25 protein-coding genes and 1 riboswitch are annotated in these 22,328 nt (G+C 40.3%); of the genes, 9 read left to right on the top strand and 16 right to left on the bottom strand.

Annotated features, from left to right (window positions below; all coding sequences use genetic code 11):
* Positions 1-113: 113 nt before the first annotated feature.
* Positions 114-698, bottom strand: a complete 585-nt coding sequence (gene thiT / locus V1500_RS05040) for an energy-coupled thiamine transporter ThiT (RefSeq protein ID WP_409304494.1) — start codon at positions 696-698, stop codon at positions 114-116.
* 106 nt (positions 699-804) lie between these two features.
* A riboswitch (TPP riboswitch) is annotated at positions 805-908 on the bottom strand.
* A 142-nt stretch (positions 909-1,050) separates the two neighbouring features.
* Here thiT and V1500_RS05035 point away from each other — a divergent pair.
* Both V1500_RS05035 and V1500_RS05030 read left to right on the top strand, forming a co-directional pair.
* Positions 1,051-1,929: a cation diffusion facilitator family transporter gene (locus V1500_RS05035; RefSeq protein WP_409304493.1), complete on the top strand. Its 879-nt coding sequence runs from the start codon at positions 1,051-1,053 to the stop codon at positions 1,927-1,929.
* Positions 1,930-2,332: 403 nt separating this feature from the next.
* Positions 2,333-3,454: a histidine kinase N-terminal domain-containing protein gene (locus V1500_RS05030; protein ID WP_409304492.1), complete on the top strand. Its 1,122-nt coding sequence runs from the start codon at positions 2,333-2,335 to the stop codon at positions 3,452-3,454.
* Positions 3,455-3,673: 219 nt separating this feature from the next.
* On the opposite strand, the gene V1500_RS05025 is transcribed toward V1500_RS05030, so the two are convergent.
* The 3 genes from V1500_RS05025 to V1500_RS05015 form a co-directional block, all read right to left on the bottom strand.
* Positions 3,674-4,294, bottom strand: coding sequence for a DedA family protein (locus V1500_RS05025; protein ID WP_409304491.1), 621 nt, complete (start codon positions 4,292-4,294; stop codon positions 3,674-3,676).
* 160 nt (positions 4,295-4,454) lie between these two features.
* Entirely contained in the window at positions 4,455-4,628 is a 174-nt protein-coding gene (locus tag V1500_RS05020; RefSeq protein WP_409304490.1) for a hypothetical protein, read from the bottom strand.
* Positions 4,629-4,766: 138 nt separating this feature from the next.
* On the bottom strand, positions 4,767-5,384 hold the full coding sequence (locus V1500_RS05015; protein WP_409304489.1) for a YitT family protein: 618 nt from the start codon (positions 5,382-5,384) through the stop codon (positions 4,767-4,769).
* A gap of 470 nt (positions 5,385-5,854) precedes the next feature.
* Here V1500_RS05015 and V1500_RS05010 point away from each other — a divergent pair, with 470 nt between their 5' ends.
* Entirely contained in the window at positions 5,855-7,210 is a 1,356-nt protein-coding gene (locus tag V1500_RS05010) for a hemolysin family protein (RefSeq protein ID WP_409304488.1), read from the top strand.
* Positions 7,211-7,663: 453 nt separating this feature from the next.
* Here V1500_RS05010 and ytvI read toward each other — a convergent pair whose 3' ends face one another.
* Positions 7,664-8,695, bottom strand: coding sequence for a sporulation integral membrane protein YtvI (gene ytvI, locus V1500_RS05005; protein WP_409304487.1), 1,032 nt, complete (start codon positions 8,693-8,695; stop codon positions 7,664-7,666).
* A 265-nt stretch (positions 8,696-8,960) separates the two neighbouring features.
* Positions 8,961-9,662, bottom strand: a complete 702-nt coding sequence (locus tag V1500_RS05000) for a TrkA C-terminal domain-containing protein (protein WP_409304486.1) — start codon at positions 9,660-9,662, stop codon at positions 8,961-8,963.
* Positions 9,663-9,827: 165 nt separating this feature from the next.
* Between V1500_RS05000 and V1500_RS04995 the strand changes: the two genes are divergently transcribed.
* The 3 genes from V1500_RS04995 to V1500_RS04985 all read left to right on the top strand — a co-directional run bounded on the left by V1500_RS04995 (position 9,828) and on the right by V1500_RS04985 (position 12,225).
* Entirely contained in the window at positions 9,828-10,031 is a 204-nt protein-coding gene (locus V1500_RS04995) for a hypothetical protein (RefSeq protein ID WP_409304485.1), read from the top strand.
* A gap of 516 nt (positions 10,032-10,547) precedes the next feature.
* Positions 10,548-12,011, top strand: coding sequence for a SulP family inorganic anion transporter (locus V1500_RS04990; protein WP_409304484.1), 1,464 nt, complete (start codon positions 10,548-10,550; stop codon positions 12,009-12,011).
* 64 nt (positions 12,012-12,075) lie between these two features.
* Positions 12,076-12,225, top strand: coding sequence for a hypothetical protein (locus tag V1500_RS04985; RefSeq protein ID WP_409304483.1), 150 nt, complete (start codon positions 12,076-12,078; stop codon positions 12,223-12,225).
* A gap of 278 nt (positions 12,226-12,503) precedes the next feature.
* Here the strand turns inward: V1500_RS04985 and crcB (V1500_RS04980) are convergent, their stop codons facing one another.
* The 3 genes from crcB (V1500_RS04980) to V1500_RS04970 form a co-directional block, all read right to left on the bottom strand.
* Positions 12,504-12,914, bottom strand: a complete 411-nt coding sequence (crcB, locus tag V1500_RS04980) for a fluoride efflux transporter CrcB (RefSeq protein ID WP_409304482.1) — start codon at positions 12,912-12,914, stop codon at positions 12,504-12,506.
* The gene (gene crcB / locus V1500_RS04975) at positions 12,911-13,303 is read right to left on the bottom strand and encodes a fluoride efflux transporter CrcB (RefSeq protein ID WP_409304481.1); all 393 of its coding nucleotides are present in this window, start codon (positions 13,301-13,303) and stop codon (positions 12,911-12,913) included. The genes crcB (V1500_RS04980) and crcB (V1500_RS04975) overlap by 4 nt, the downstream gene beginning before the upstream one ends.
* A gap of 345 nt (positions 13,304-13,648) precedes the next feature.
* Positions 13,649-13,846, bottom strand: coding sequence for a cold-shock protein (locus tag V1500_RS04970; RefSeq protein WP_101633732.1), 198 nt, complete (start codon positions 13,844-13,846; stop codon positions 13,649-13,651).
* A 506-nt stretch (positions 13,847-14,352) separates the two neighbouring features.
* On the opposite strand from V1500_RS04970, the gene V1500_RS04965 reads away from it, so the two are divergent.
* On the top strand, positions 14,353-14,832 hold the full coding sequence (locus V1500_RS04965) for a GNAT family N-acetyltransferase (protein WP_409304480.1): 480 nt from the start codon (positions 14,353-14,355) through the stop codon (positions 14,830-14,832).
* 31 nt (positions 14,833-14,863) lie between these two features.
* On the opposite strand, the gene modB is transcribed toward V1500_RS04965, so the two are convergent.
* Positions 14,864-15,520, bottom strand: a complete 657-nt coding sequence (gene modB, locus V1500_RS04960; protein WP_409304479.1) for a molybdate ABC transporter permease subunit — start codon at positions 15,518-15,520, stop codon at positions 14,864-14,866.
* 766 nt (positions 15,521-16,286) lie between these two features.
* Between modB and spx the strand changes: the two genes are divergently transcribed.
* Entirely contained in the window at positions 16,287-16,682 is a 396-nt protein-coding gene (gene spx, locus V1500_RS04955; protein ID WP_409304478.1) for a transcriptional regulator Spx, read from the top strand.
* A gap of 77 nt (positions 16,683-16,759) precedes the next feature.
* On the opposite strand, the gene V1500_RS04950 is transcribed toward spx, so the two are convergent.
* The 6 genes from V1500_RS04950 to V1500_RS04925 form a co-directional block, all read right to left on the bottom strand.
* Positions 16,760-18,175 carry an ATP-binding protein gene (locus tag V1500_RS04950; protein WP_409305916.1) on the bottom strand — a complete coding sequence of 472 codons (1,416 nt, stop codon included), beginning with the start codon at positions 18,173-18,175 and terminating at the stop codon, positions 16,760-16,762.
* A complete protein-coding gene (locus tag V1500_RS04945) occupies positions 18,165-18,851 on the bottom strand; it encodes a response regulator transcription factor (RefSeq protein ID WP_409304477.1) in 687 nt (228 codons plus the stop codon). Before V1500_RS04945 ends, V1500_RS04950 begins: the two co-directional genes overlap by 11 nt.
* Positions 18,852-19,260: 409 nt before the next feature.
* Complete coding sequence (locus tag V1500_RS04940) at positions 19,261-20,190, bottom strand: cation diffusion facilitator family transporter (protein ID WP_409304476.1); 930 nt, start codon at positions 20,188-20,190, stop codon at positions 19,261-19,263.
* Positions 20,191-20,442: 252 nt separating this feature from the next.
* Positions 20,443-20,667, bottom strand: a complete 225-nt coding sequence (locus V1500_RS04935) for a hypothetical protein (RefSeq protein ID WP_409304475.1) — start codon at positions 20,665-20,667, stop codon at positions 20,443-20,445.
* 272 nt (positions 20,668-20,939) lie between these two features.
* Positions 20,940-21,257: an ArsR/SmtB family transcription factor gene (locus tag V1500_RS04930; protein ID WP_409304474.1), complete on the bottom strand. Its 318-nt coding sequence runs from the start codon at positions 21,255-21,257 to the stop codon at positions 20,940-20,942.
* A 127-nt stretch (positions 21,258-21,384) separates the two neighbouring features.
* On the bottom strand, positions 21,385-21,570 hold the full coding sequence (locus tag V1500_RS04925; RefSeq protein WP_409304473.1) for a hypothetical protein: 186 nt from the start codon (positions 21,568-21,570) through the stop codon (positions 21,385-21,387).
* 369 nt (positions 21,571-21,939) lie between these two features.
* On the opposite strand from V1500_RS04925, the gene V1500_RS04920 reads away from it, so the two are divergent.
* The gene (locus tag V1500_RS04920) at positions 21,940-22,278 is read left to right on the top strand and encodes a YmaF family protein (protein WP_409304472.1); all 339 of its coding nucleotides are present in this window, start codon (positions 21,940-21,942) and stop codon (positions 22,276-22,278) included.
* Positions 22,279-22,328 lie beyond the last annotated feature (50 nt).

Below are 22,328 nucleotides of genomic sequence, written 5' to 3'. Positions count from 1 at the left end.
TTCCGCCTCTGTCATTTTTAGTGTAATTTTACACTGAAAATGACCAGGGATTCAAGGCGGCGGATTTTGGATACAAATCAAAAAACCGGCCCACAAGGAACCGGTTATAATGCTTATGACTGATATGATTTTCTTAGTAGAACTTTTGCTGCAGCAGAATATAACATAACGACTACTATTGCCGAAAGTATGAAGCTCGCAAGCATATAAGTGCCGTTGTAGATTAACGAATAGAGTGCTACAGGCTGTCCCTCTGGAGCATAAGAACCCCAGAAGATTATTCCCGCGGCAAAATGGCATAAGAAACGCAGAAAACTTCCGATGAAAATGCCAAGAACAGCATAGGTGTACGCTTTTGTTCTTTTTCCAACTTCAAGGTTGCCATTCACAGAGTTCGTAAACAAGCCTGCCGCTCCTACGAGTGTAAATGCAAGGAAGTATTCAAGAAAACCCTGGGCTGGATGGACAACCTGAGCGTAAGTAAGGACCATTTGGAGCATTCCCAAAAGAAATCCCGTCAACAGGCCCCCTTTCAAACCCCAGCGATAAGCCATCAGGAATACGGGAACCATTGCAATGGAAACGGACCCCCCTTGCGGCCAAATCCTTGAAAAAACGACTCCTGATACCCAATCGAGCAGCAACGCCAGCGCTGCAAAAACCGCAACTTCTACCATAAATAAAGTTTTATTTTTCATGATTTCCTCCTTCTCCATTCAAGAGAAGCATTCTGGAGCACTCCCGGCATAGCTTTTATCAACAAAAAAAGCAATACCAGGGCGGTAATGGACAGTCCCAGTATTGCTTGATCCAAAACCACATCCCTACGCTAGCATTAACTAACAGGTTCTTAGGGTCAGAACTCACTCGCTCACTCTCAGCCTTTTTTGGCTCCCCTTGTGGACGTATTATTTTTTTATCCTCGGTAAAAATATACTACTAGTTTGTTATAAGTTCAAGACTTATTTCCGGCTTTTGATCCAGATGAAAAGCAAAGCAAAAGTGTCCCCTGTTCCCGCTTTTATTCAAATACAGCATGGAGGTAACGGAATGAATCATGATACCAAACAGGCGTCTGCTGAAAAAGGAGCCTATATAAGCATTGCTGCATATATTTTTCTCTCAGCCCTAAAATTAACAGTCGGACATATTGGCGATTCCAGAGCGTTATGGGCTGACGGATTAAATAATACTACTGATATTATCGCTTCCCTGGCAGTACTAATAGGATTAAGAATATCCAGGCGTCCTCCCGATGAAAATCATGCTTATGGTCATCAAAGGGCTGAAACGATCGCATCCCTTGTGGCGGCGCTTATCATGATAACTGTAGGAATCCAGGTAATATATAATGGATTCCAGGCCATCTTTAACCATTCACAGGGAAAACCGGACATGGCTGCTGCATATACCGCTTTATTCTCTGCCATTTTCATGTATGCCATATACCGCTATAATGTAAATTTGAGTAAAAAAACGAACAGCGCATCAATCAATGCAGTGGCACAGGATAATAAGGCAGATGCCCTTGTAAGTGCAGGGGCGTTTATAGGGATCGTTGGCAGTAGATTTGGCGTAGGATGGCTTGATTCTGCAGCAGCTGTCATTGTCGGTGTCATTATCTGCAAAACAGCCTGGGAAATTTTCCGTGAAGCCTCACATACACTGATAGATGGGTTCGATGAGCCGACACTAAGGGATATACATCAAACAATAGATTCAGTTCCAGGAGTAAAAGAAACCTCGAATGTAAGAGGCAGAATGCATGGCAATGAAATTCTTCTTGAAGCAACGATATTTGTAGAACCTCTTTTAAATGTGGTGGAAAGCCATAGGATTACTGAGGAAGTTGAGGATAAACTGCGAAGGATTCACAGAGTCACCTATGCAATCATTCATATCGAACCTTTTGCTGATACAAAGATCTAACTTGTATCCTATATCCTGATAGGAAATTAGCACGAGATTTCAGGACGGCGGCTGTTCATGGACAGCCGCTTTTCCTTTTTCCCACTTTTTTCCCGGTCTTTTTTACACTTTTTCTGATTTTAATGGAGGATTTTAACTACAATGCATCGAAAGAATTACAGAATGATGTTATTTATTACCATATCAATGTAGTTCAATGAACGGATATCCCGTTTTCCAATAGAAAATACCATACCATTCTTCCAAAAACATATAGGGATTGCAGTAAAAAACATCGCGAATTTCTATCTCAAAAAATACTATATTGTTTACAAACGTTTTGAACTGTATTTATCGGCTGACTTCTAAATAATCTACATATTTTCATTATAGTTTTGACTATTTTCTGTCTATGGAGGATTATATGGAATACACAATAGAAGAAATTGTTCAATACCTGCAGGAGGAAAAGGATCATATATTAACTGAATGGTACTCTAAACATTCAATTTTTGAAAAGGAAGGGCAGGACATAAATTTCCGGCAAAATAGTGAAGCTCTTTACGAAATCATCATTAACTCCTTATATCATTCGGGCCGTTCAAACATAGATTCAATCAAAGCTCTGGCCCGCAGTGCAGCAGAAAGCAGCTATAAGGCTGGTTCGGATTTTAATAATTTTATTTATGATATCAGTGCTGGGAGAACGATCATATTATCCCGTCTTATTTCTGCTGAAATAAATTTTTTCCAGCAAGAAGGTATACTTAAAATCCTTAATGAATGCTTTGACAGTTATATTCTCCATGCAGTATCTCATTTTTCAACGATGAACACAGAAACGCTGCAGAAAAAATATTATCTATTAAATCAAACACATAAAGATCGATTAACTCTGCTTGGCCAAATGACATCAAGCTTTGTTCATGAGTTCAGGAATCCACTGACTTCCATAATGGGTTTTATCCAGCTTTTGCAATCAGAAAATAAAGAGATTAAATATTTGGATATAATTTCAAAGGAATTGGAGCAATTAAATTACAGGGTGACACAGTTTCTAAGCCTATCAAAAAAAGAAAACAGCGAAAATGAACGAAAAACTTTTTCTATTCGAGAGCTGGTTAATGAAGTAATTGATTTTTTATATCCTACTATTCTCGAAGTGAATGCCGCTATAACTTGCAATATACCGGAAGATATATATATAAAAGGCTCAAAGGAGGAATTTCGCCAGGTTTTGCTTAACATAGTGCTTAATGCGACAGATGTAATTTCCAGTGTCCCTGCACCGGCGATATACATCAACGCCGCCGAAAAGCCTTCAGGATATATGACCTTAAGCTTAGCCAACAATGGTCCGAAGATACCCAATGATATAATACCGACGATTTTCGAGCCTTTTATTACCACCAAGAAACGCGGGACTGGACTTGGTCTATTCGTATGTAAGGAAATTATCGAAAAACACGGAGGCACCTTGAGCTGTAAATCAACGGATGACATAACGACATTTTCCATATTCATGCCTTGCTGTGAAGGGGATTAAATATTTTCAGAAAAAAAATATTGAAAACGCTTTCTTATGCATTTTTTAACCCCTTCTGCACTTATTTGCATTAGGCCTTTGTCAATAATGCGATCTATCAAATCCCGGATTCATGCTGGGATATGCTGATTGCTGCACATATCATTGACCGCCCTGGAGTATGCTGTCTTTTCCTGGAACAATGGACCAATATATCTTCATTGATCCTATTTTGTTCCATCATTTTCCTGACCACTTTTTTACTGTTACAATTGGAGGGGCCTTCTTTATTTTCCAAACAAAATACATAATAAGAACAAATCCGGCAGCAATAACAAAGTGAGGGATATACGGAGACATACGCTGCTTTATATCCATCCACCCCTCTCCAAGAACCTTTCCTAACATTAAAAAGAAAATAGTCCATGGAATGATGGCTGCTATTGTATAAGATGTAAATTTTAGGACAGGCATCTTCGCCATGCCTGCGGGTATCGAAATAGCATGCCTCACAACCGGTACAAACCGTGCTGAAAAGATTACCCCTGCCCCATATTCCTCAAACCACTGACTGGCGATATCCAGATGCTTCTCTTTTATCAAAATGTATTTCCCATATTTCAACAGAAAAGGCCGTCCGCCGAAGTATCCAGCCCAGTATAGGAAAAGCTGGGCCATCGTTCCCCCGGCAACGCCCGCTGCAAGTGCTCCGGCAAATTGGATTTTGCCGATACTCACAAGATATCCTCCATAACCCAGCACCAGCTCACTCGGAATGATTTCAATCATTAAACCAAGAGCGATTCCTAAATACCCCATTTCCGCAAGGGACTCCAAAACCATCACAAAAAATTCAGACATGGGACAACTCCTATCTACATTTAAAATGTCCTTCCAAATAAAGGTTCAATACACCTCTATCTTATTGAGAGCTCCATCTTATTATGCGAGGATTGTCCCCCTGGACAAAAAATAAAAAACATGCTGGGTGCCAGCATGCTTATGTATATTGGATTATCAATCACTTTTGATTGTCGCTATTAAATTTCGAAAAATGTTCAGTAAATGCCGGGGCTTCAAAGGCGAGTAAAGACGGGTCCGTTTCATAGACACTGGAAAACACTTCATGCCTTGACTTTGTTTTTTCAATTATGATGCCTTTGTCTCTAAACTTTGCAATAAGCTCATTTCTCAATTAGCTCACCCCTGTAATCGTATGTGTTACCTGATAATTTCCCTCTTTTTATCTAATTAAAACCATTTTCTTAAATTTTTTTTGTAGTGCAGCAGGGCAAAACCAATTTCAAACTATTGATAATAGAGTAGAAATGTATTAAACATTACCGTTTTTCATAACTGTAATAGAAGTGAAAATCCCTACAGTAAGAATGGTAAGGCAGGAGTAAAGAAATATATTTAGCCCTACAATTTTCAATCCCGATATGATTATACAGCCATCAATGATGAATATGAGGACACCTACATTGATCGCTGTTCTTTCAGCGAGAATTTGTGCAAGCATATCCGTTCCGCCTGTACTGGTCTCATACCGAAGCATCAATCCTACGCCTAATCCTATTAATATTCCACCGATTATTGCACTTATGTAGATAGGAAGCTCCCAATAAACCTTAAATTCAGAAAATAAATCAATACAAAAAGAAGATATTAACAATCCATGGAGGCTGTGAAAAAATAAGCTCTTCCCATAATTCCACGCATAAATATATAGTGGAATGCTAATACAAATCATGCTAAGCCCTACCGGGAAACCAAAGTGATAATGTATGAGCAGCCCCAGACCAACCAAACCTCCATCCATTAACCGGTATGGAGCAAGAAAAAAATTAACCCCAATTCCCAAGAGCAGGCTGCCGACCAATATTGCCGCAATTTTCTCCAGAAGGTATTCACCCCTTGTCCTCTCCCTGTATTTATAGGGTATGGCCATATGTGGTTATAGTATTCCTGCTTGCTCTAAATTGCTGGCAGCTCCAAGTTCTAAATTTTCAGACAATTAATACCCGATCCAGTTTAAAAAAAGCTAATATAAGGTAATAAACATCATATATATGAATTAATCTCGACTATACTCCTTTTTCCATGGTTTGACTGTAAGAATATCTTTTTCTATAATTAACTTATTTACGGATTATTAAAGGGGTGAGAGGATGGGGTATTAAAGGATGTCTGTACAGACAGAGGCATATCCAGACTATCTAGAGCGGATGCTGCTCATTTGCATTCATTCTGCCTGCTGCATTCTGCTCCTTTAGTGACTGCTCATTTGCCATTTCATTTAATAATTGCAGAAACTAATAAACAATTATAATAGGCAGTACAAAAAAACAACTTAATAGATTTTATTACCATGGGAGGTGGACTCCTTATTCGCCGATCGGGCGATGTAAGGGAGACTATTTGGACATATCAAACTTGGTTTTAATAGCCATTTTAATTGCTTTGACTGCATTTTTTGTAGCCTCAGAGTTTGCGATTGTTAAGGTAAGGAGTTCTAGAATCGATCAGCTGATCGAGGAGGGCAATCAGGGTGCGCTGTCGGCAAAAAGGGTTATTTCAAGCCTTGACGAGTATCTATCCGCCTGTCAGCTTGGCATAACAATAACCGCATTGGGTCTTGGTTGGATTGGTGAAGAGACACTCGATAGCATCATACACCCAGTCCTGGTCCAGCTAAATATACCTGATGCCGCAACAAGCATACTGTCTTTTGGGTTGGCTTTTGCGCTCATCACTTTCATTCATGTAGTGATAGGTGAATTGGCGCCGAAAACACTTGCGATTCAAAAGGCGGAAACGGTCACGCTTTTAGCTTCACGGCCTTTGATCATGTTTTATAAAATCATGTATCCCGCGATTTGGCTCCTTAATGGGTCAGCGAGGCTGGTGACAAGAATGTTTGGGCTAAAGCCCGTTTCAGAGCACGAACTTGCCCATACCGAAGAAGAACTTCGCATTATCTTATCTGAGAGCTACAAAAGTGGCGAAATTAACCAATCTGAGTTTAAATATGTGAATAAAATTTTCGAGTTCGATGATCGAATTGCGAAAGAAATAATGGTCCCTCGTACGGAAATCGTATCTTTATCCATCGAGGATAAAATAGAGGATCTATTCTCATTGGTTACCGAGGAAAAGTTCACAAGATACCCCGTGATTGATGGGGATAAAGACCATGTTATAGGAATGGTCAATGTTAAAGAATTATTTACCGAGATGATCTCCAAACATAACAAGTCGAACCAGACCATTGAGCGGTATATCCGTCCTATCATCAGGGTGATCGACAGTATTCCCATTCAGGAGCTGTTGCTTAAAATGCAGAAAGAGCGCATCCATATGGCTATACTCATGGACGAATATGGCGGAACTTCCGGACTGGTTACCGTTGAAGATATATTAGAAGAAATCGTCGGCGATATCCGTGATGAGTTTGACCTGGATGAAATCCCTATGGTGCGCAAGGTTAAAACTGACCACTATATTCTGGATGCGAAGGTTCTAATCAGTGAAGTAAACGATTTGCTGGGCCTTGAAATATCCGACGAAGACATTGATACAATCGGAGGATGGGTTCTATCAGAGAACTATGAAGCAAAACAGGGTGATGAACTTTTCCAGGGCTCCTACTGTTTCAAGATCAAAGAAATGGAAGAGCACCATATACGATATATTGAAATATTTAAAAAGCCACAGCAACTCGAACTTGCCGAAATAAAAGAAATGCCGCTGACACAAACTGAAATTGTTTCATAAACTACAGGATCCCTGCCATAAGGCAGGGATTTTTCGTCAAACTACAAGAAAATGCATAACTCCTCAAACTATTCGGCGCATACGATATACCAAATACCTTCTTTGGCGTCGAACTTCCCTTCGAACGAACATGCTTGAAAAATCCATTCACCTCCCTGCTGTTGCCTGTCATTCATACATATTCTGGCTGCATGAATAAAAACGATGTTTTGAGAAAATACTTTTACAAAGGAGGCTGCACGAATGAAGGTAATAGAGATTTGCCGAGCTTGTGGCGGAAAAGGGAAGATTCCATTTTTACAATTTTTCTCCCGGTCCTGCTCCCATTGCCATGGCCAGGGACGAACAAGTAAAACAATTTCAGAAATAAAAAAAGGCGTAAATACATTTTAAAGAAAAATGTATTTTACGCCCTTTCTTTTTTTCAATTCTCTTTTACATCAGTTGATACGATCAGATTTTGATGCTAGGCTTTATGACTCCCGCCCTTTTCAATGTATCGTATACAATTACCAGGGCAGGACCTAAGAATAACCCGATGAATCCAAGGATTTTAAAGCCCAAATACAGGCTGATCAAAGCAGCAAGTGGAGAAAGCCCCATATTGGCTGAAAAGACCTTTGGTTCTATAATTCTTCTGACTACTGTAATGACAATAAACATAACCAGTAGACCGATTCCCAGCTGCTGGTCCCCCTGGAATATTGCCACGATTGCCCATGGAACCAGGACCGAACCTGTACCTAGAATAGGGAGAATGTCAACCAAGACAATTAACAGCGACAGTAGCAATGTATAGGGAACTTTAAGCAGCCACAGCCCTGTATATGCCATGGAAAACGTAATAATGCTCAAAAACAGCTGAGCTTTTATAAATCCTACTCCCGCCTTATTCAAATCCCCCAAGACAAGGGATATCTTCTGGTAAGTTGATTCACTCAAGAAGTGGCGGACCTTGCTTTTGATATTTGGATACTCCAGGCTGATCAAAAACAGGGCGATCAAGTAAATCAGGAAATCGATTAAAAAACCAGGTACCAAAGTAGCAAGCTGAACCGTACCTCTTACAAGGTTCTGAAAAAATAACTCCAAAGAGGATATCCCTCTTTCAATGGCGTCCGTTATGGAGTTAATCGCATCCTCCGGCAAATTCCTTGAATACCTTTCCCATTGCCTATGGAAAGGCAGCACTGCAGTATGATACAGATTCCTGACCAACCCCGGGAATTTTTCAGACAGATTAATAATTTGCTTAGTTAGCACCGAAATTACAATGAATGCCAAGCCAAGCAAACCGCCGACATATAAAACAAAGGTGATCAGCACCGACCATATTCTTTTTAATTTAAAAGTCCGGCCAATTGATGTAATAGCCCCATCCAAAAGCATTGCCGTTACAAAGGCAAAAATCAAGGTCCATGAATAAGGGATCAGAAAAATAATGATCAGTAAAAGTACAATCCTCCAAAACCACCGTAAAAACATAATGCCTGTTCATTCCCATCGTCAACTATTTAAAAAGGCCTGGCCAGATTCTTGCTTCATTGTACGCAACAGCACCCTGCAGGACACCCCATCCATCCCTTAGATAAACCCGGCCTGTCATGAACCTTTTTATATCTCTTATATTAAATATAAACCAATCTCCGTTTTTATAACAGAATCACTTCTTTTTTTCATGTTTAATCACAGTTACTAATAGTCATCCGGTGAGTTTAAAAAATACTTCCCATATTTAGTAACAGTGAGTTTAATTATTTAGCTTTTCTTCCTCCCTTTTCTCATACCGTCTTATTTCCTTTGAGAACCTCCTTTCTATATCATTCTTATTTCCATAGAGATAGATTTGGTCGCCTGCATTAATTGTGGTGGTATACAGTTCTTTTCTAATCTGGATTTCTCCCCTATTGATAAACAAAACACTTATATCATCTTCGCGATCAATAAAATCATCTATTTTCTTGCTGATACACTGGGATTCCTCATCTATGGTAACTTGTGTGACTAAGTCTTCATCGTTTAGAAACAAAACGTCCTTTATCGGCCGTTCATACATCTGATAATGGTGTTCCATTTCATCGTCGATTTGCTTTGAAAATTTCTTTTTGACAATTGGAGTCTTCAATATTATAAAAATAACCGATAATAATCCAACAATAATTATTAATTCTGTAATTCGTAAATCGTCCGCCAGAATATTGCTTATAGAAGAAATGATGACTGCCAGGGAAAAAGCTCCGAACAAAATCAGAAAGGCGGCAATCTTTCTACGGACTGGATGGTCCAGTATTACCTTGGACTCATCAGTAGTGAAACCTGTGCCAGTAAGCATGGAGATGACCTGGAAGCGTGAAACCCGTGTTTTCATTCCGGTAGTATTAAATAAAACCACAGATACTTCGATAACCAAAGCGATGATTAAAAAATATAAAAGAATAAATATAAAACCCACAATAATCCACTTCCCTTTTTTATTGCCTATCTTTTACCCTTTGGTAAAGGATTCGAATCAGAAATACACTCCTTATCTTTCCTGTCAAAATGGTTTTCTATTATCAAATAGTTTTTGCCTGCCCTATACAGGGAATGGAATATAAAAGAAAGGGAGGCGAAAAATGTGACCAATTTAGATAAGGATAAAATTCTCCAGGAGAGAAACCAAAAGGACAAGGCATTCAGGGAAAATTGGCAAGAACAAAAAGAAAGGGACCAGGTGGTCATGCCTATCGATGACCTTCCACTTGAAGATATCAGCATGGAATACAAGGAAGAGCGTGATAAAGAGGATACCAAGGATCAGTCTTCAAGTGAAAGGGACTAATATTAACGGTACTTTATTAATTTATGGGGGATACTGCTGCAGTATCTCCCTTTTTTGATGCTGATAAGCCTAGGAGCACACCAAATTCCTTATTGGCTTACCCCAGCATTCATAAATCCGACTGTCATGATTATTTACCTATCCCCTTCTCAAACCTCCATTCTTCTTCCTTTCTTTTCAATTTCACCATAAAAGTTCCTGCAGGTCTTATTTATTTTTTTGTCCTTATACAAAGCACAAATCGGCATTTCGCATGAGACTGGTTTTATAAAACATCCATACGACATTTCTCAGCCTAAAATAGTACAATAATTAACCATATATCTTTTAGCTTAAAGCTGCAGAAATACACCAAATATGTAATTTTTATAAGCACTATGCTAAAATAGAAAGGTTGTTCTCGGTCCCTGCCTTTCAACGTTAAGCCTTTTTGCATAGATAGGCTGCAATTGTTGATATAAAAACTATCTCACGCCCCATAAAGTCAATAGAAAACTAGATAAAAGAGGTGATTTTTTGAATCTACAAGCTATAAAACAAGAGTGGTTTGGGAATGTAAAGGGCGATATCTTATCTGGAATAGTAGTTGCACTCGCTTTGATCCCGGAAGCCATAGCGTTCTCGATCATTGCGGGGGTTGATCCAATGGTCGGTCTATACGCATCATTTTGCATAGCAGTAGTAATATCCTTTTTGGGAGGCCGGCCTGGAATGATATCGGCCGCAACCGGTGCGATGGCCTTGGTGATGGCCAGCCTGGTTAAGGACCACGGTGTGCAGTATATGCTCGCAGCAACCATTCTTACCGGTATTATTCAAATACTTTTCGGACTTTTGAAGGTTGGAAGCTTGATGAAATTCATACCTCGTTCAGTCATGATAGGTTTTGTTAATTCTCTCGCTATCCTGATTTTCACAGCGCAGCTACCACACTTCATCGGGGAATCTTGGGCCATGTACGTTATGGTAGCCGGTTCATTGGCTATCATCTATACTCTCCCTCGATTTACAAAAGCTGTCCCATCAGCATTAGCCGCAATCATTATTATTACAATTATTGCCATCGCTGCAGATATCAACGTGCGCACAGTAGGTGATATGGGAGAATTGACTCAGTCACTTCCCGTTTTTCTGCTACCTGACATTCCATTAAATTTTGAAACATTATCAAACATCTTTCCTTATGCTCTTGCCCTGGCAATGGTCGGCTTGCTAGAGTCCCTGTTAACTGCCCAGATTGTGGATGATTTGACGGACACAGAAAGCAATAAAAACAAGGAAGCCCGTGGACAAGGAATTGCAAATATTGTCGCTGGTTTCTTCGGTGGAATGGCTGGCTGTGCTATGATTGGCCAGTCAGGCATCAACATTAAATCTGGAGGACGCGGGAGATTATCCACCTTTGTGGCCGGAATGTTCCTCATGATATTAATCGTTGCCCTCAATGGAGTACTTGTAAAGATTCCAATGGCAGCACTGGTCGGCGTGATGATCATGGTGTCGATCGGCACATTCGATTGGTCGTCCCTGACAAAGATACATCTTGCACCAAAATCTGATTCTATCGTTATGATTGTTACTGTAATTATCGTAATAAACACACATGACTTGTCGAAGGGTGTCATAGCAGGTGTACTGCTGAGCATGGTCTTCTTTGCGGTCAAGCTATCAAAGGTAAGCATCCAGAAAAAGGTGGACGAATCATCTAAGACTGCTTACTATCACGTCAATGGACCATTATTCTTTGCTTCAGTTGACAGTTTTGTATCCAAGTTCGACTTTAGGGAAGCACCTGAATCTATAATATTAAACTTGTCACATTCTCATGTATGGGACGATTCGGCTGTAGCTGCGATTGATAAAGTGGTTACAAAATATAAAGAACATGGAAAGACAGTTCAAGTTGTTGGTTTAAACAAAGATAGCTCTTCGCTAATAGACAAGCTCTCAGTTCACGACCATGGCCACGCAAAAGTATAAATATGGGGCATATGCGGATGATATATCTCTGGAGTGGATATCCTGTTACAAAGGAGTTGTTCCCATGAATGAGGAAAACCACTACACCGCAGCTGATTTGCCAGAAGATTTAGTCACTGAAATAAAATTGTTTGAAGCAAAGCTTAAGTCTCAGGCGGACAAAGACGTAGTCGTCATTGCATATGAAAAAGAAAAGGATGCCCCGAATCATTAATTATGGGCATCCTTTTTCGTATGGTTAATTAAGACTTACTTGTTCATCAGGCATTTTGAAGATGAGACGTAGTATAAAATCGCGTGCGCGTACATTTTTTCTTTAATCTATCGATTAATCTGCCAGATTTCCGGGTGGGTTTCTTGATGAAAATTCTGAGAACAGAATGTTAAGAATGTCAATATTGAAACCCTTATCGTTCGTACAGCCAAAAAAAAATGCACCTAGCATTTTCTTGAATGAGATGTTTCTCGGCTCTCTATCTTCAAAAAATCTTGTTAGTATATCACTGAACAACTATTGAAAATCACGCTGATACCGGGGAAACTTTTTAGTGCTGCCACGTAACCGGCAGCCGCAAACAAGATTCCAAATATGACTGATCCTGCAATATAAAGCATGGCAGGCATATATTTTTTCTGTTCAATTAAAGTTACTGTTTCCGTTCCAAACGTCGAAAACGTAGTATAGGCTCCACAAAAGCCCACCCCTGCGAAAAGCCACATACCTTGGGTAATAGAACCGGTAAGGTAAAGTCCTGATAAGAACCCCAAAAACGCTGAACCTGTCAGATTAATAATCCAGGTCCCTGCAGGAAAATCAAGCCGGCCTATTTTCTTAATAGCTGCACCCAGAAGGAATCTCACAGCTGCACCAAGTGCGCCACCGGCACCTACTAAAAGGATCATCTTAGCCCTCCTTTTCTGTAAGGAGCCCATTTAACAATTCCGTTTCCAATATAAACAAACAGCAGACCCAGTCCTATACTGAGCATTATATACAAAACAGCAGTGAAATAGTTCTCTGCACTGAACAGATTGTATGTCTCCACTGAGAATGTAGAAAATGTAGTAAATGAGCCTGTAAAGCCCGTACCAATAAACAGGATCAATTTACTGCTGATCTTACTCCTCTCTCTAGCAAAAGAGTACAGCCAGCCGAGTAAAAAACAACCGATTATATTTATGGATAAAGTACCAATTGGAAATTCCCCTGCTTTTGTTTCGTAAATATAACTAATGCCAAACCGGCAAATGGCACCTAGAAACCCGCCAGCCATCACCAAAATCAGATTCACTTTGCCAATCCCTCCTACCTGCAACTCTACATGTCCAAGAAACAAAGTGCAACAGGTCACAGGCTTTCCCTGTATATTAAGCTGAATTGGGTTATATCAAAAAGATTTACAGGTCACCCAGACAATGAACTATGTCAGGATATATGTATTCTTTACTCAAGAATATGAATAAGGCTACTCTCCCCGTCAATTTGTGACCATTGACAGCTGGAACGGCCGACTAAGCTTTTACACATGTACTTGCTCCTGTAAAAAGCCCCTATGCCCTGCAAATGGATGCAGGCTTAATTAACCGGGCAAACGCAAAAAAGACCCCCAAAGGGAGTCTCTTTTCATATTCAAAAATTACTTTTGAACGTTAGCAGCTTGTGGTCCACGAGCGCCTTGCTCGATTTCAAATGTAACTTCTTGACCTTCTTCAAGAGTTTTGAAGCCATCACCTTGGATAGCAGAGAAGTGTACGAATACGTCGTCTTGACCTTCTACTTCGATGAAACCGAAACCTTTTTCTGCGTTAAACCATTTTACTTTACCTTGTACCATGTATATTTCCTCCTTGGAAAACATCCTTAATATTACTATTCTTGATCTAGGATAATGACTGAAGAGGAACCTTTCGGTGAATCCATCTATCTATCTTATTCCGAACAAAAATAATTGTTTATAGTATAACATGGAAATTATAAAAAAAACAAGGTTCCAGCAGAACTATTTACCGACAAATTTTTCCACGACTCAACAATATTCTTCCCTATTATGTTCCCAATGGCAGATTGATCGTTGATTAACGTGGAAAATTTAATTGGAAATAATTCTACTGCGTCTGTCTTATGCCCCTGCACTTCCGGGCTCCCTCCGTTTTCTTTATGCCTGGTCCCTCCCCCGGGAGGGAGCTTACATTTTCAATCATGAAGCTTTATTTTTTATCTTATTCTCCAATATGAACTTAATTGTATATCCTCATTCTGAACAACATTTAGACTCAACTAACATTCTGTCTATTCGAAATAAGCAAGTTGCAATACAATATAATCCGAGGTGAAGAATAAATGATCAAGCAAATTAATTTGAGCGACCCAGATGCACTCGAGGAACTGTTTACGCTCCAGAGGGAAGCTTATCGTGTGGAGGCCGATCTCATCGGATTTTCAGATATCCCTCCTTTAAAGGAAACCCCAAAAGACTTAGCGCAGTGCGGAGAATCTTTTTTGGGATGTTATATTGAAAAAGAAATGGCCGGGGCAGTCTCCTATACAGTTGATTCGGACATCGCTGTCATTTGCAGGATGGTTGTGCATCCAAAGCATTTCCGCAAAGGAATTGCCCGTAGACTCCTGCAGCATTTATATTCGCGTCTAACTGGAATTCATATTCTTAGGGTATCCACTGGAAAGCAAAATGGGCCTGGAGTCGAATTATATACAAACCAGGGGTTCAGATGGATGAGCGATCGAGAAGTAATGCCAGGATTCTTCATCAGTGTATTTGAAAAGGAATTAATGACTAAAAACACCTATAAAACCGTATAAAAGAGATGTGATTATACCGATCACATCTCTTTTATTTCCTAATAAAATGCACCAGCAGCAGCATAATGAATGAGATCGCAACCATTGTGCCTACCCACATCCAAGCCATCGCCATCTCTCCTGAATCAATGGCAACGTAAACGGCAGTTGGTATGGTCTGCGTTTTTCCGGGAATATTCCCCGCAAACATTAGTGTAGCTCCGAACTCTCCCAATGCCCTTGCAAAGCTTAATATACCTCCTGCCATAATTGCTTTGCCGGCAAGCGGCAGCGAAATCTTTCTAAAAACCGTTTTTTCATCAGCTCCATCCACTCGAGCCGCATCCTCAATGTCCTTATCAATTGCTTCGAATCCCGTTTTTGCAGACTGATACATTAACGGAAATGCAACTACCGCTGAGGCAATTACCGCAGCCCACCAGGTAAACATGACTGGCTGGTTGAAAATCCATTCTATACCTTGTCCGACCGGGCTGTTTCGACCAAAAATCACGATTAATAAAAACCCGGTCACCGACGGTGGGAGAACGAGTGGAAGCAAGTAGAATGTTTCCAATAGGACACTTGCTTTCCCATGCTCCCGAGCCCTTCTTCTGGCAAGAAGCAGCCCTGCCGCAAATACAATTACACTTGAAATCACCGCAACCTGAAGTGATAAAAAAACAGGCTGCCAAAATTCTGCTGTCATGTCAATTCAGTTCCTTAAAAACATAATTTTTGAAGATTGCCTTAGCCTTCTTTCCATGCAAGAATTGAAAGAATCCCTCGGGTCCGCTTTATGCTTGGTATTTTTAATGATTGCTGAAGGATAGATAATAGGTATTTACTGCAAATCAGATACAGTTTCTGCGGTTTTTACCTTATCGGATTGTTTTGTATCCGAAAGATACACTACGCCTGCACCGCATTACCGGTTTCCACATATATCTGCACTTGTCTAACAAGCTTGGCAAAAATCTGCTCATCTTGAATACCGGTCCATTTATTTAAGCCCTTCAAGCTTGTGCTGCCTCTTCTGCCGCTATTGTTGCCGGAGTACCTGCAGCGATTCTCGATGCTTTTCCCAAGTCATTGAAAAGCTGCTCTTATTACCTCTAGCCCGCCATTGGCCGCCGGGAACTGTCGGCTCAGCCCTTTCCCCATGGCTGTCCTGTGCATCCCATTGCTGTACCCGGCTAATAAAATAACACAGCAAAACTGATATATTTGACAAAAAATCAACCTGTCTCACATGGCTCTCACCCTAAAGACCGGCACCAGCTCTGCAGAACATAAAAAATATAATTTAAAACGTGAAAAATTTCACTTAATTTCATTTGTTCCAAAAAAAATACGTTCCTGACATTTAGTTGACACATTACAACGATAAAGTAAGAGTATCACAAATCAAATAAATAACTAACTAAAAATATATTTCTAAAAATAAAATCTTTATTTGAAGGAGCAGATGAACAATGGTCACTATTTATACCGTACCAAGCAGCCTTGCATGCAGAAAAGCAAAAGCATGGCTTTCACGAAATGATATTTCATATAAAGAAAGAAATATTTACTCACAGCCTTTGTCAGTTGAAGAGATAAAAGCTATACTGCGAAAAACAGAAGGGGGAACAGATGAAATAATCTCAACACGCTCTAAAAAATTCAAGAGCCTGAATATCGATCTAAATAACATCCCGTTAAATGATCTTTGCGAAATTATTCAGGAAAACCCTGAACTGCTGCGCCGCCCGATTATATTCGATGAGAAAAACATGCATGCCGGATACAACGAAGAGGAAATGGGACGATTTCTTCCGAGAAAGACGAGACAATTCCAGTTATGGCGTGCAATCAGCCTCATAAATTAATTGTTTAGCCATCAAAAATGCTTGGATAACTGATATCCAAGCATTTTTGATTTGATTGGGATAATAATAAGCGTATATTAAGCCAGTGATTGCAGAGAAACCGTAAATGTTGTCCCGGTATCGCTTGTGTCTGTAAGGCTAATATCTCCATTCTGGGCCTTTGCCAGCAATTTGCTGAAAGGAAGTCCCAATCCAAGACCCCGTACCTTCAACTTTTTCTTTTCTCCCCGATAAAACGGCTCGAATACAAAGTCCTGTTCTGCCGCAGGAATCCCTTTCCCATTATCTTTAATATCAATATATGCATGCCCTGGTTCTGAATAGAGGATAACGGCAATATGTCCGTCCTGTCCTAAAGCCTGCCTGGCGTTATTCAGCAAGTTTACCATTATCTCGTGGATCCTTAATGGATCAACCAGTGCAAACACGGTATTTTCCGGTACGATAACATTTAATTCAAAATCCTGCTCATCCTGGGTCGCTTTCCATTGATAAGCAACCTCCTGGATAAGCTTATTCATATTATGCTTTTCAGTCTTAATATTAAAGGCACCGGCAGAAATGGCATTGAAGTCAAGAAGTTCTTCTATCATCCTTTGAAGCCTTTTCATTTCCTTCAGCGAAATTGCCAGGAATTCCTTGCTTTCTGGCCCGGTGACAACGTCGTCTTTTACAGCTTGTACCAAACCGCTAATAGCAGTAACAGGCGTTTTTAAATCGTGAGTAACTCCGGCAAAAAGCTGTGCACGAAGCTTTTCAAGCTGCGTAAGCCGATTGGTCATGGCTTTAAATGATTCCACAAGCTCATATATTTCTTCTTCTCGCGCCTCTTCATTCAGATTAATATCATAATTGCCCTTGCGAATCTGTACCGCAGCGTTTGCCACATTTTGAATCGGCCTTGAAATTTTTCTGGAAAGTACGTATATGACAGCCCATCCTAAAACTCCGAGACCGACCAACATAATCGCAAGCAGCCCATGGTCCTGATTAATTTCTTTTAAGGAGTCCTCCTCCTGAACAATAAAAACCCAGCCAATGGTTTTGCCTGCATAATCGATTGGCGACTTAACGACAAACACCTTTTCACCATTGTCCAGCTTTAGTTTTTTAATGGAATCCTTATTTGTAAGAATGGTTTTCTGGACATAATCATCACCAGGTTTGATATATATTTGGGGCATTGTAAAAATAATGTGCCCGTTTGGTTCTGTAATATAAATGATTGGCTCCTTGTTTAAGTGCAGAATACTTTCACGTTCATTTATGATTTCTGATAATGTCGGACCAATTACCACTCTTCCATTATCCTTGATTGCGCGGTCAGACGTTTCATCCGCTAAGTATTTCAACAGATTCAGCCTGTACTCCAGCGCAGTCTGCTGCATCCACCACATGGATATAACACCAAGAAACGCAAGGCCGATGAACAAGGTCAGGACATAACGAGTTGTCCAATATCTTAACAAAGTAGTCCGCTTGTTATTTCTCATAGACACACAACTGATACCCCAATCCTCTTAAAGTTTTTATCTCGCCATCCGAAGCAGGCCATTGCTTCAGGGACTTTCGTATCCTTTTAATCGCAAGATCTACGGCACGATCGCTTCCTTCATAATCCATACCCCAAACCTGATCAATCAGCTGATCTCTTGTAAATATATGATTTGGATTCTTTGCAAAAAACATTAACAGTGAAAGGTCCCTCGGTGTCAGAGTAATTTCCTTTCCATATACCTGAACCGAATAGGAATCAAAATCAATTCTAAGTCCACCATACTGACGGACATTTTCTTCAGCCAACATAACAGGTGCTCTCCGCAAAACCGCATGAACCCTTGCTACTACTTCTTCAGCAATAAATGGCTTGGCTATATAATCGTCCGCACCACCCTTAAAACCTTCCAATTTATGATCAACATCCCCCAATGCGGTAAGCATAATGACCGGACAGGAATCCGTCTCTCGAATTTCTTTTAATATTTCCCAGCCGTCCTTTCCCGGCAGCATCACATCCAGAAGGACCAAATCAGGACGGGAAGCACCAAATATACTCAATGCTTCTGCTCCATCAAAAACTTGAATGGTTTCAAAGCCCTCTCTTTGCAGATAGGCTTTTAACACCATAGAAATGGCAGCTTCGTCTTCAACGATAAGAATTTTTTTCAAATGAGGATCCCTCCTTCATTATTAGATTATAGATGAATGCTGTTTCAACGACCAGATGGTGAATTAGCAGCCATAGTCTAAATTACCACTCCATTATGTCAGGAATATGTTAAACATAATTAGAAAACCGGAAGCGCCCTTATAAAACATTGAGCCCCGGCTATTCACTGCTACATGTGAAACGGCTGCTAAGAGGCCACAAGTGGCAAGTCAGTTAAGTACGCCACGTCGTGTGGCAATGCTGACTGAACCCACATCGTGCGGGGCCCTGGGGACTCTGCCCTTATAGCTCGTGTACGTCGAAGCTGGACATAGTCTAAGCGGTTAAAGTTATACTTTCTTATCGAATAAAAAAAGCCTGGGACCAGTTACGTCTCCAAGCATTCTAATTTTTTTTACATGGTTCGGATTAATTGCACGAATCATGGGGATTTGGACAGCCGTTCTCTTCCTGTTCAACCTGGATCGTGCTGTGCTCTATTCCATATTGGTCATGTAACAAGGACTGCGCCTTACGCAAAATATCATCGTGTGCTGCTCCGTTCCCTATTACTACATGACAGCTTAATGTAGGAAACCCGGAAGTAATTGTCCAAATATGCAAATCATGCACCCCGCACACCCTTGGGATTTCCAATAGCGCAGACTTGACCTCTTTCATATCAATTTGTGATGGTGTCCCTTCCATAAGGATATGGAACGATTCCCGTGTTACTCTCCAGCCGCTGATTACAATCAGCACTGCAACGATAATTGAAGCTATTGGATCGGCTATCCCCCAATTAAAGAAATAGATTAATAACGATGCACCAATTGCACCAATTGATCCCAGCATATCACCCATTACGTGCAAGAATGCACTTCGGACATTGAGATTCTCATCCTTATCGCCTTTCATCAATATCCATGCAGCAATGATGTTGACCACGAGGCCCAATATTGAAATGGAAAGCATACCTAAGCTTTGTACCTCAGGCGGTTGGATCATTCTATGGAATGCCTCATAAAAAATGTAGATAGAAATAGCAATCAGAGTTAACCCATTTATGGAAGCTGCAATAATTTCAAAACGCCTATATCCATAGCTCTTGGATTTCGTAGCCTTGCGTTCTCCCAGGAGAATTGCTACATAGCTTAAGCCAAGCGCTGCAGCGTCACTAAGCATATGTCCTGCATCTGATAATAATGCCAAACTATTGGTATATAGTCCTCCAATCACTTCTATGACCATAAAAGAGGCTATTAAGATGAATGACGCCAATAATGCTTTTTTATTAGAAGAATGATGGTGATGATGTCCATGGCCATGTTCATGAGAATGGCCGTGATGGTGCCCCATTCAAAAACCTCCCCTACCATGAAGAATTGTTTATATATAGTATGAAATAAATACAGGAATGTTTCAATTAATAACTGTATTGATGCCTTGATTCGTATCGTACATGGGGAGGATAGTAGGATGTCATTCATAGATTGGTTCGTTTTCCCGGGACCTGACGTTTAAATCACTATAAACACCCTGTCCGAAAGGAATTATGTCACCAATCTAAAAAAATCCCCCTTTCCGATTATTAAGGGGGATTTTAACGGATTAGTCATTTTCACGAGATGTATCGTCTACAATGGCCCAAAGCTCTTTATTGAATAGTTCATTGTTGCAGACTAAACTGTGCTGGTCATCAATCTGTGAACGAGCGTAACGGTCAGCGATTTGCTGGAGCTCCCCTTCATCCCCGTCGTTATTTATGGCTTCAAAAATATGCATTAAGCCCTCAGCGTCCTTTTGATCCAGGTCTTTTCGTTCCTTTTCATTCATGGTGTAATTCCCTCCTTCTTTATTTTTATCTTTCCCTTTCTAAAGAAGGAATAATCTTGTACGAGGACCCTATAGAACTGCAAATCTGCAACAAGGCTCAGGTACATTTTGTAATTGACGCACATGGATGTGCTAACATCAGCGTTGTTCAAGCCCCGCAGGACGCGGGGGATGTCAGCGTCACCAAGTCCCACACGAGGTGGGATTAGTCAGCGCTGCGAAGCCCTTTTCAAATAAAGCCTCCGCAGGAGATGGGATAACCTGCAAAGGCTTTATTTCTTGAAGATAGTGTATGCTTCTTTAGATATCAGGTTTTCCAGTTCCTGCTGGCAGATGGTATAATAACTCCATGTCCCCTTACATTCTTTAGTGACTAGCTCAGCATCCAATAATATTTTTAGATGATAAGAAAGTTTCGATTGCGGCATGTCTACAATAGGTGCTAAATCACAGACGCACATACTTCCTCTCTGCGTCAGGATTTTCAGGATTTGGAGCCGCTTCCTATCTCCCAAAGCCTTAAATTTCAATTCATACGTTGAGAAAATCTGATCCAGGCCTTCATTGAATACAACTGCATCTTTCTCCACGGTCCCCACCCCTAAAATCAAAATAACTTGATGTATATTTATCGTATATATTCATCCATAACATAGCAACTATAATTGTGATGGAAAATGAAAAAACAGGCACCGAGTACCTGTTTTTTCATATGGATTAGTATGCACTGCCACATTCCGGCTGGCGGCAATTTTCTACAAAAGGCTCTAAAACATTTTTCATCGGGATGCGTTCAGGAGGAGTTTTCTTCAGTTGGCGAAATAAATCAGCTTCTTTGACCGCCTTCTCATGCTGCATTTTTTTGTAATGAACATGCACTTCAAATTCATACATATTAAACATACGACCATCTCCCTTAATCAAATATTTTTGATTTATTTATCAAAAAAAATTGATTATCTTGAGGGATTACAGCTAAATAGATGGAAGAACACACACATCCATCGATTAGAAATTCGTTGTTTTTTAATCAAATTTTTTTGATGTAATGTAAGTATATTCCAAAAAGAAAAAAATGGCAATATATTCATCAAAAAAATTTGATTATTCCCCAAAAACTTTCTTAATGAATGAGACCTCAATTTTTATCTTGCCCTTCCGCAGCAAAATAAATGTCTTTCTTTTCTCATTGAATCAAAAGGAATAGATAATCCCTCAGTTTAATAAGCTGATAGTAAAGCTTACAAACTGCTGAGAAGGGAGAGTCCGCGAATGAATAGAGCCGGAAAGGATGAATTTGTCCCGGGTTTTGTACCGAACCACACTCACGGATCTGTTGATTATACATCAGTCGATGCAGGCCATGTACACCAATGTCTGGACGTTACTTCCCCGCCAATAAAGACTCAGGATGATAACCATATACATTACACAGAAGGGTATGTGGTATTCGAGGATGGCCACACTCACCATTACAAGGCATATTCAGGCCCAGCCATTCCTGTTGGAAATGGGATGCATGTACATTATTACGATTTTTATACCAGTGAGGACGCAGGCCATCGCCACCGGGTACGGGGCGTTGACCAGCCTGCCCCAGGAAACAAGTAGATGAAAATTTCAAAGTACCTGAAAAGAGCAACTTTCCTTAGCTGGATAGC

It is taken from the genome of Peribacillus sedimenti, from assembly GCF_046237635.1.
Taxonomy (GTDB): domain Bacteria; phylum Bacillota; class Bacilli; order Bacillales; family DSM-1321; genus Peribacillus; species Peribacillus sedimenti.
This window is presented reverse-complemented; position numbering and strand designations above follow the sequence as displayed.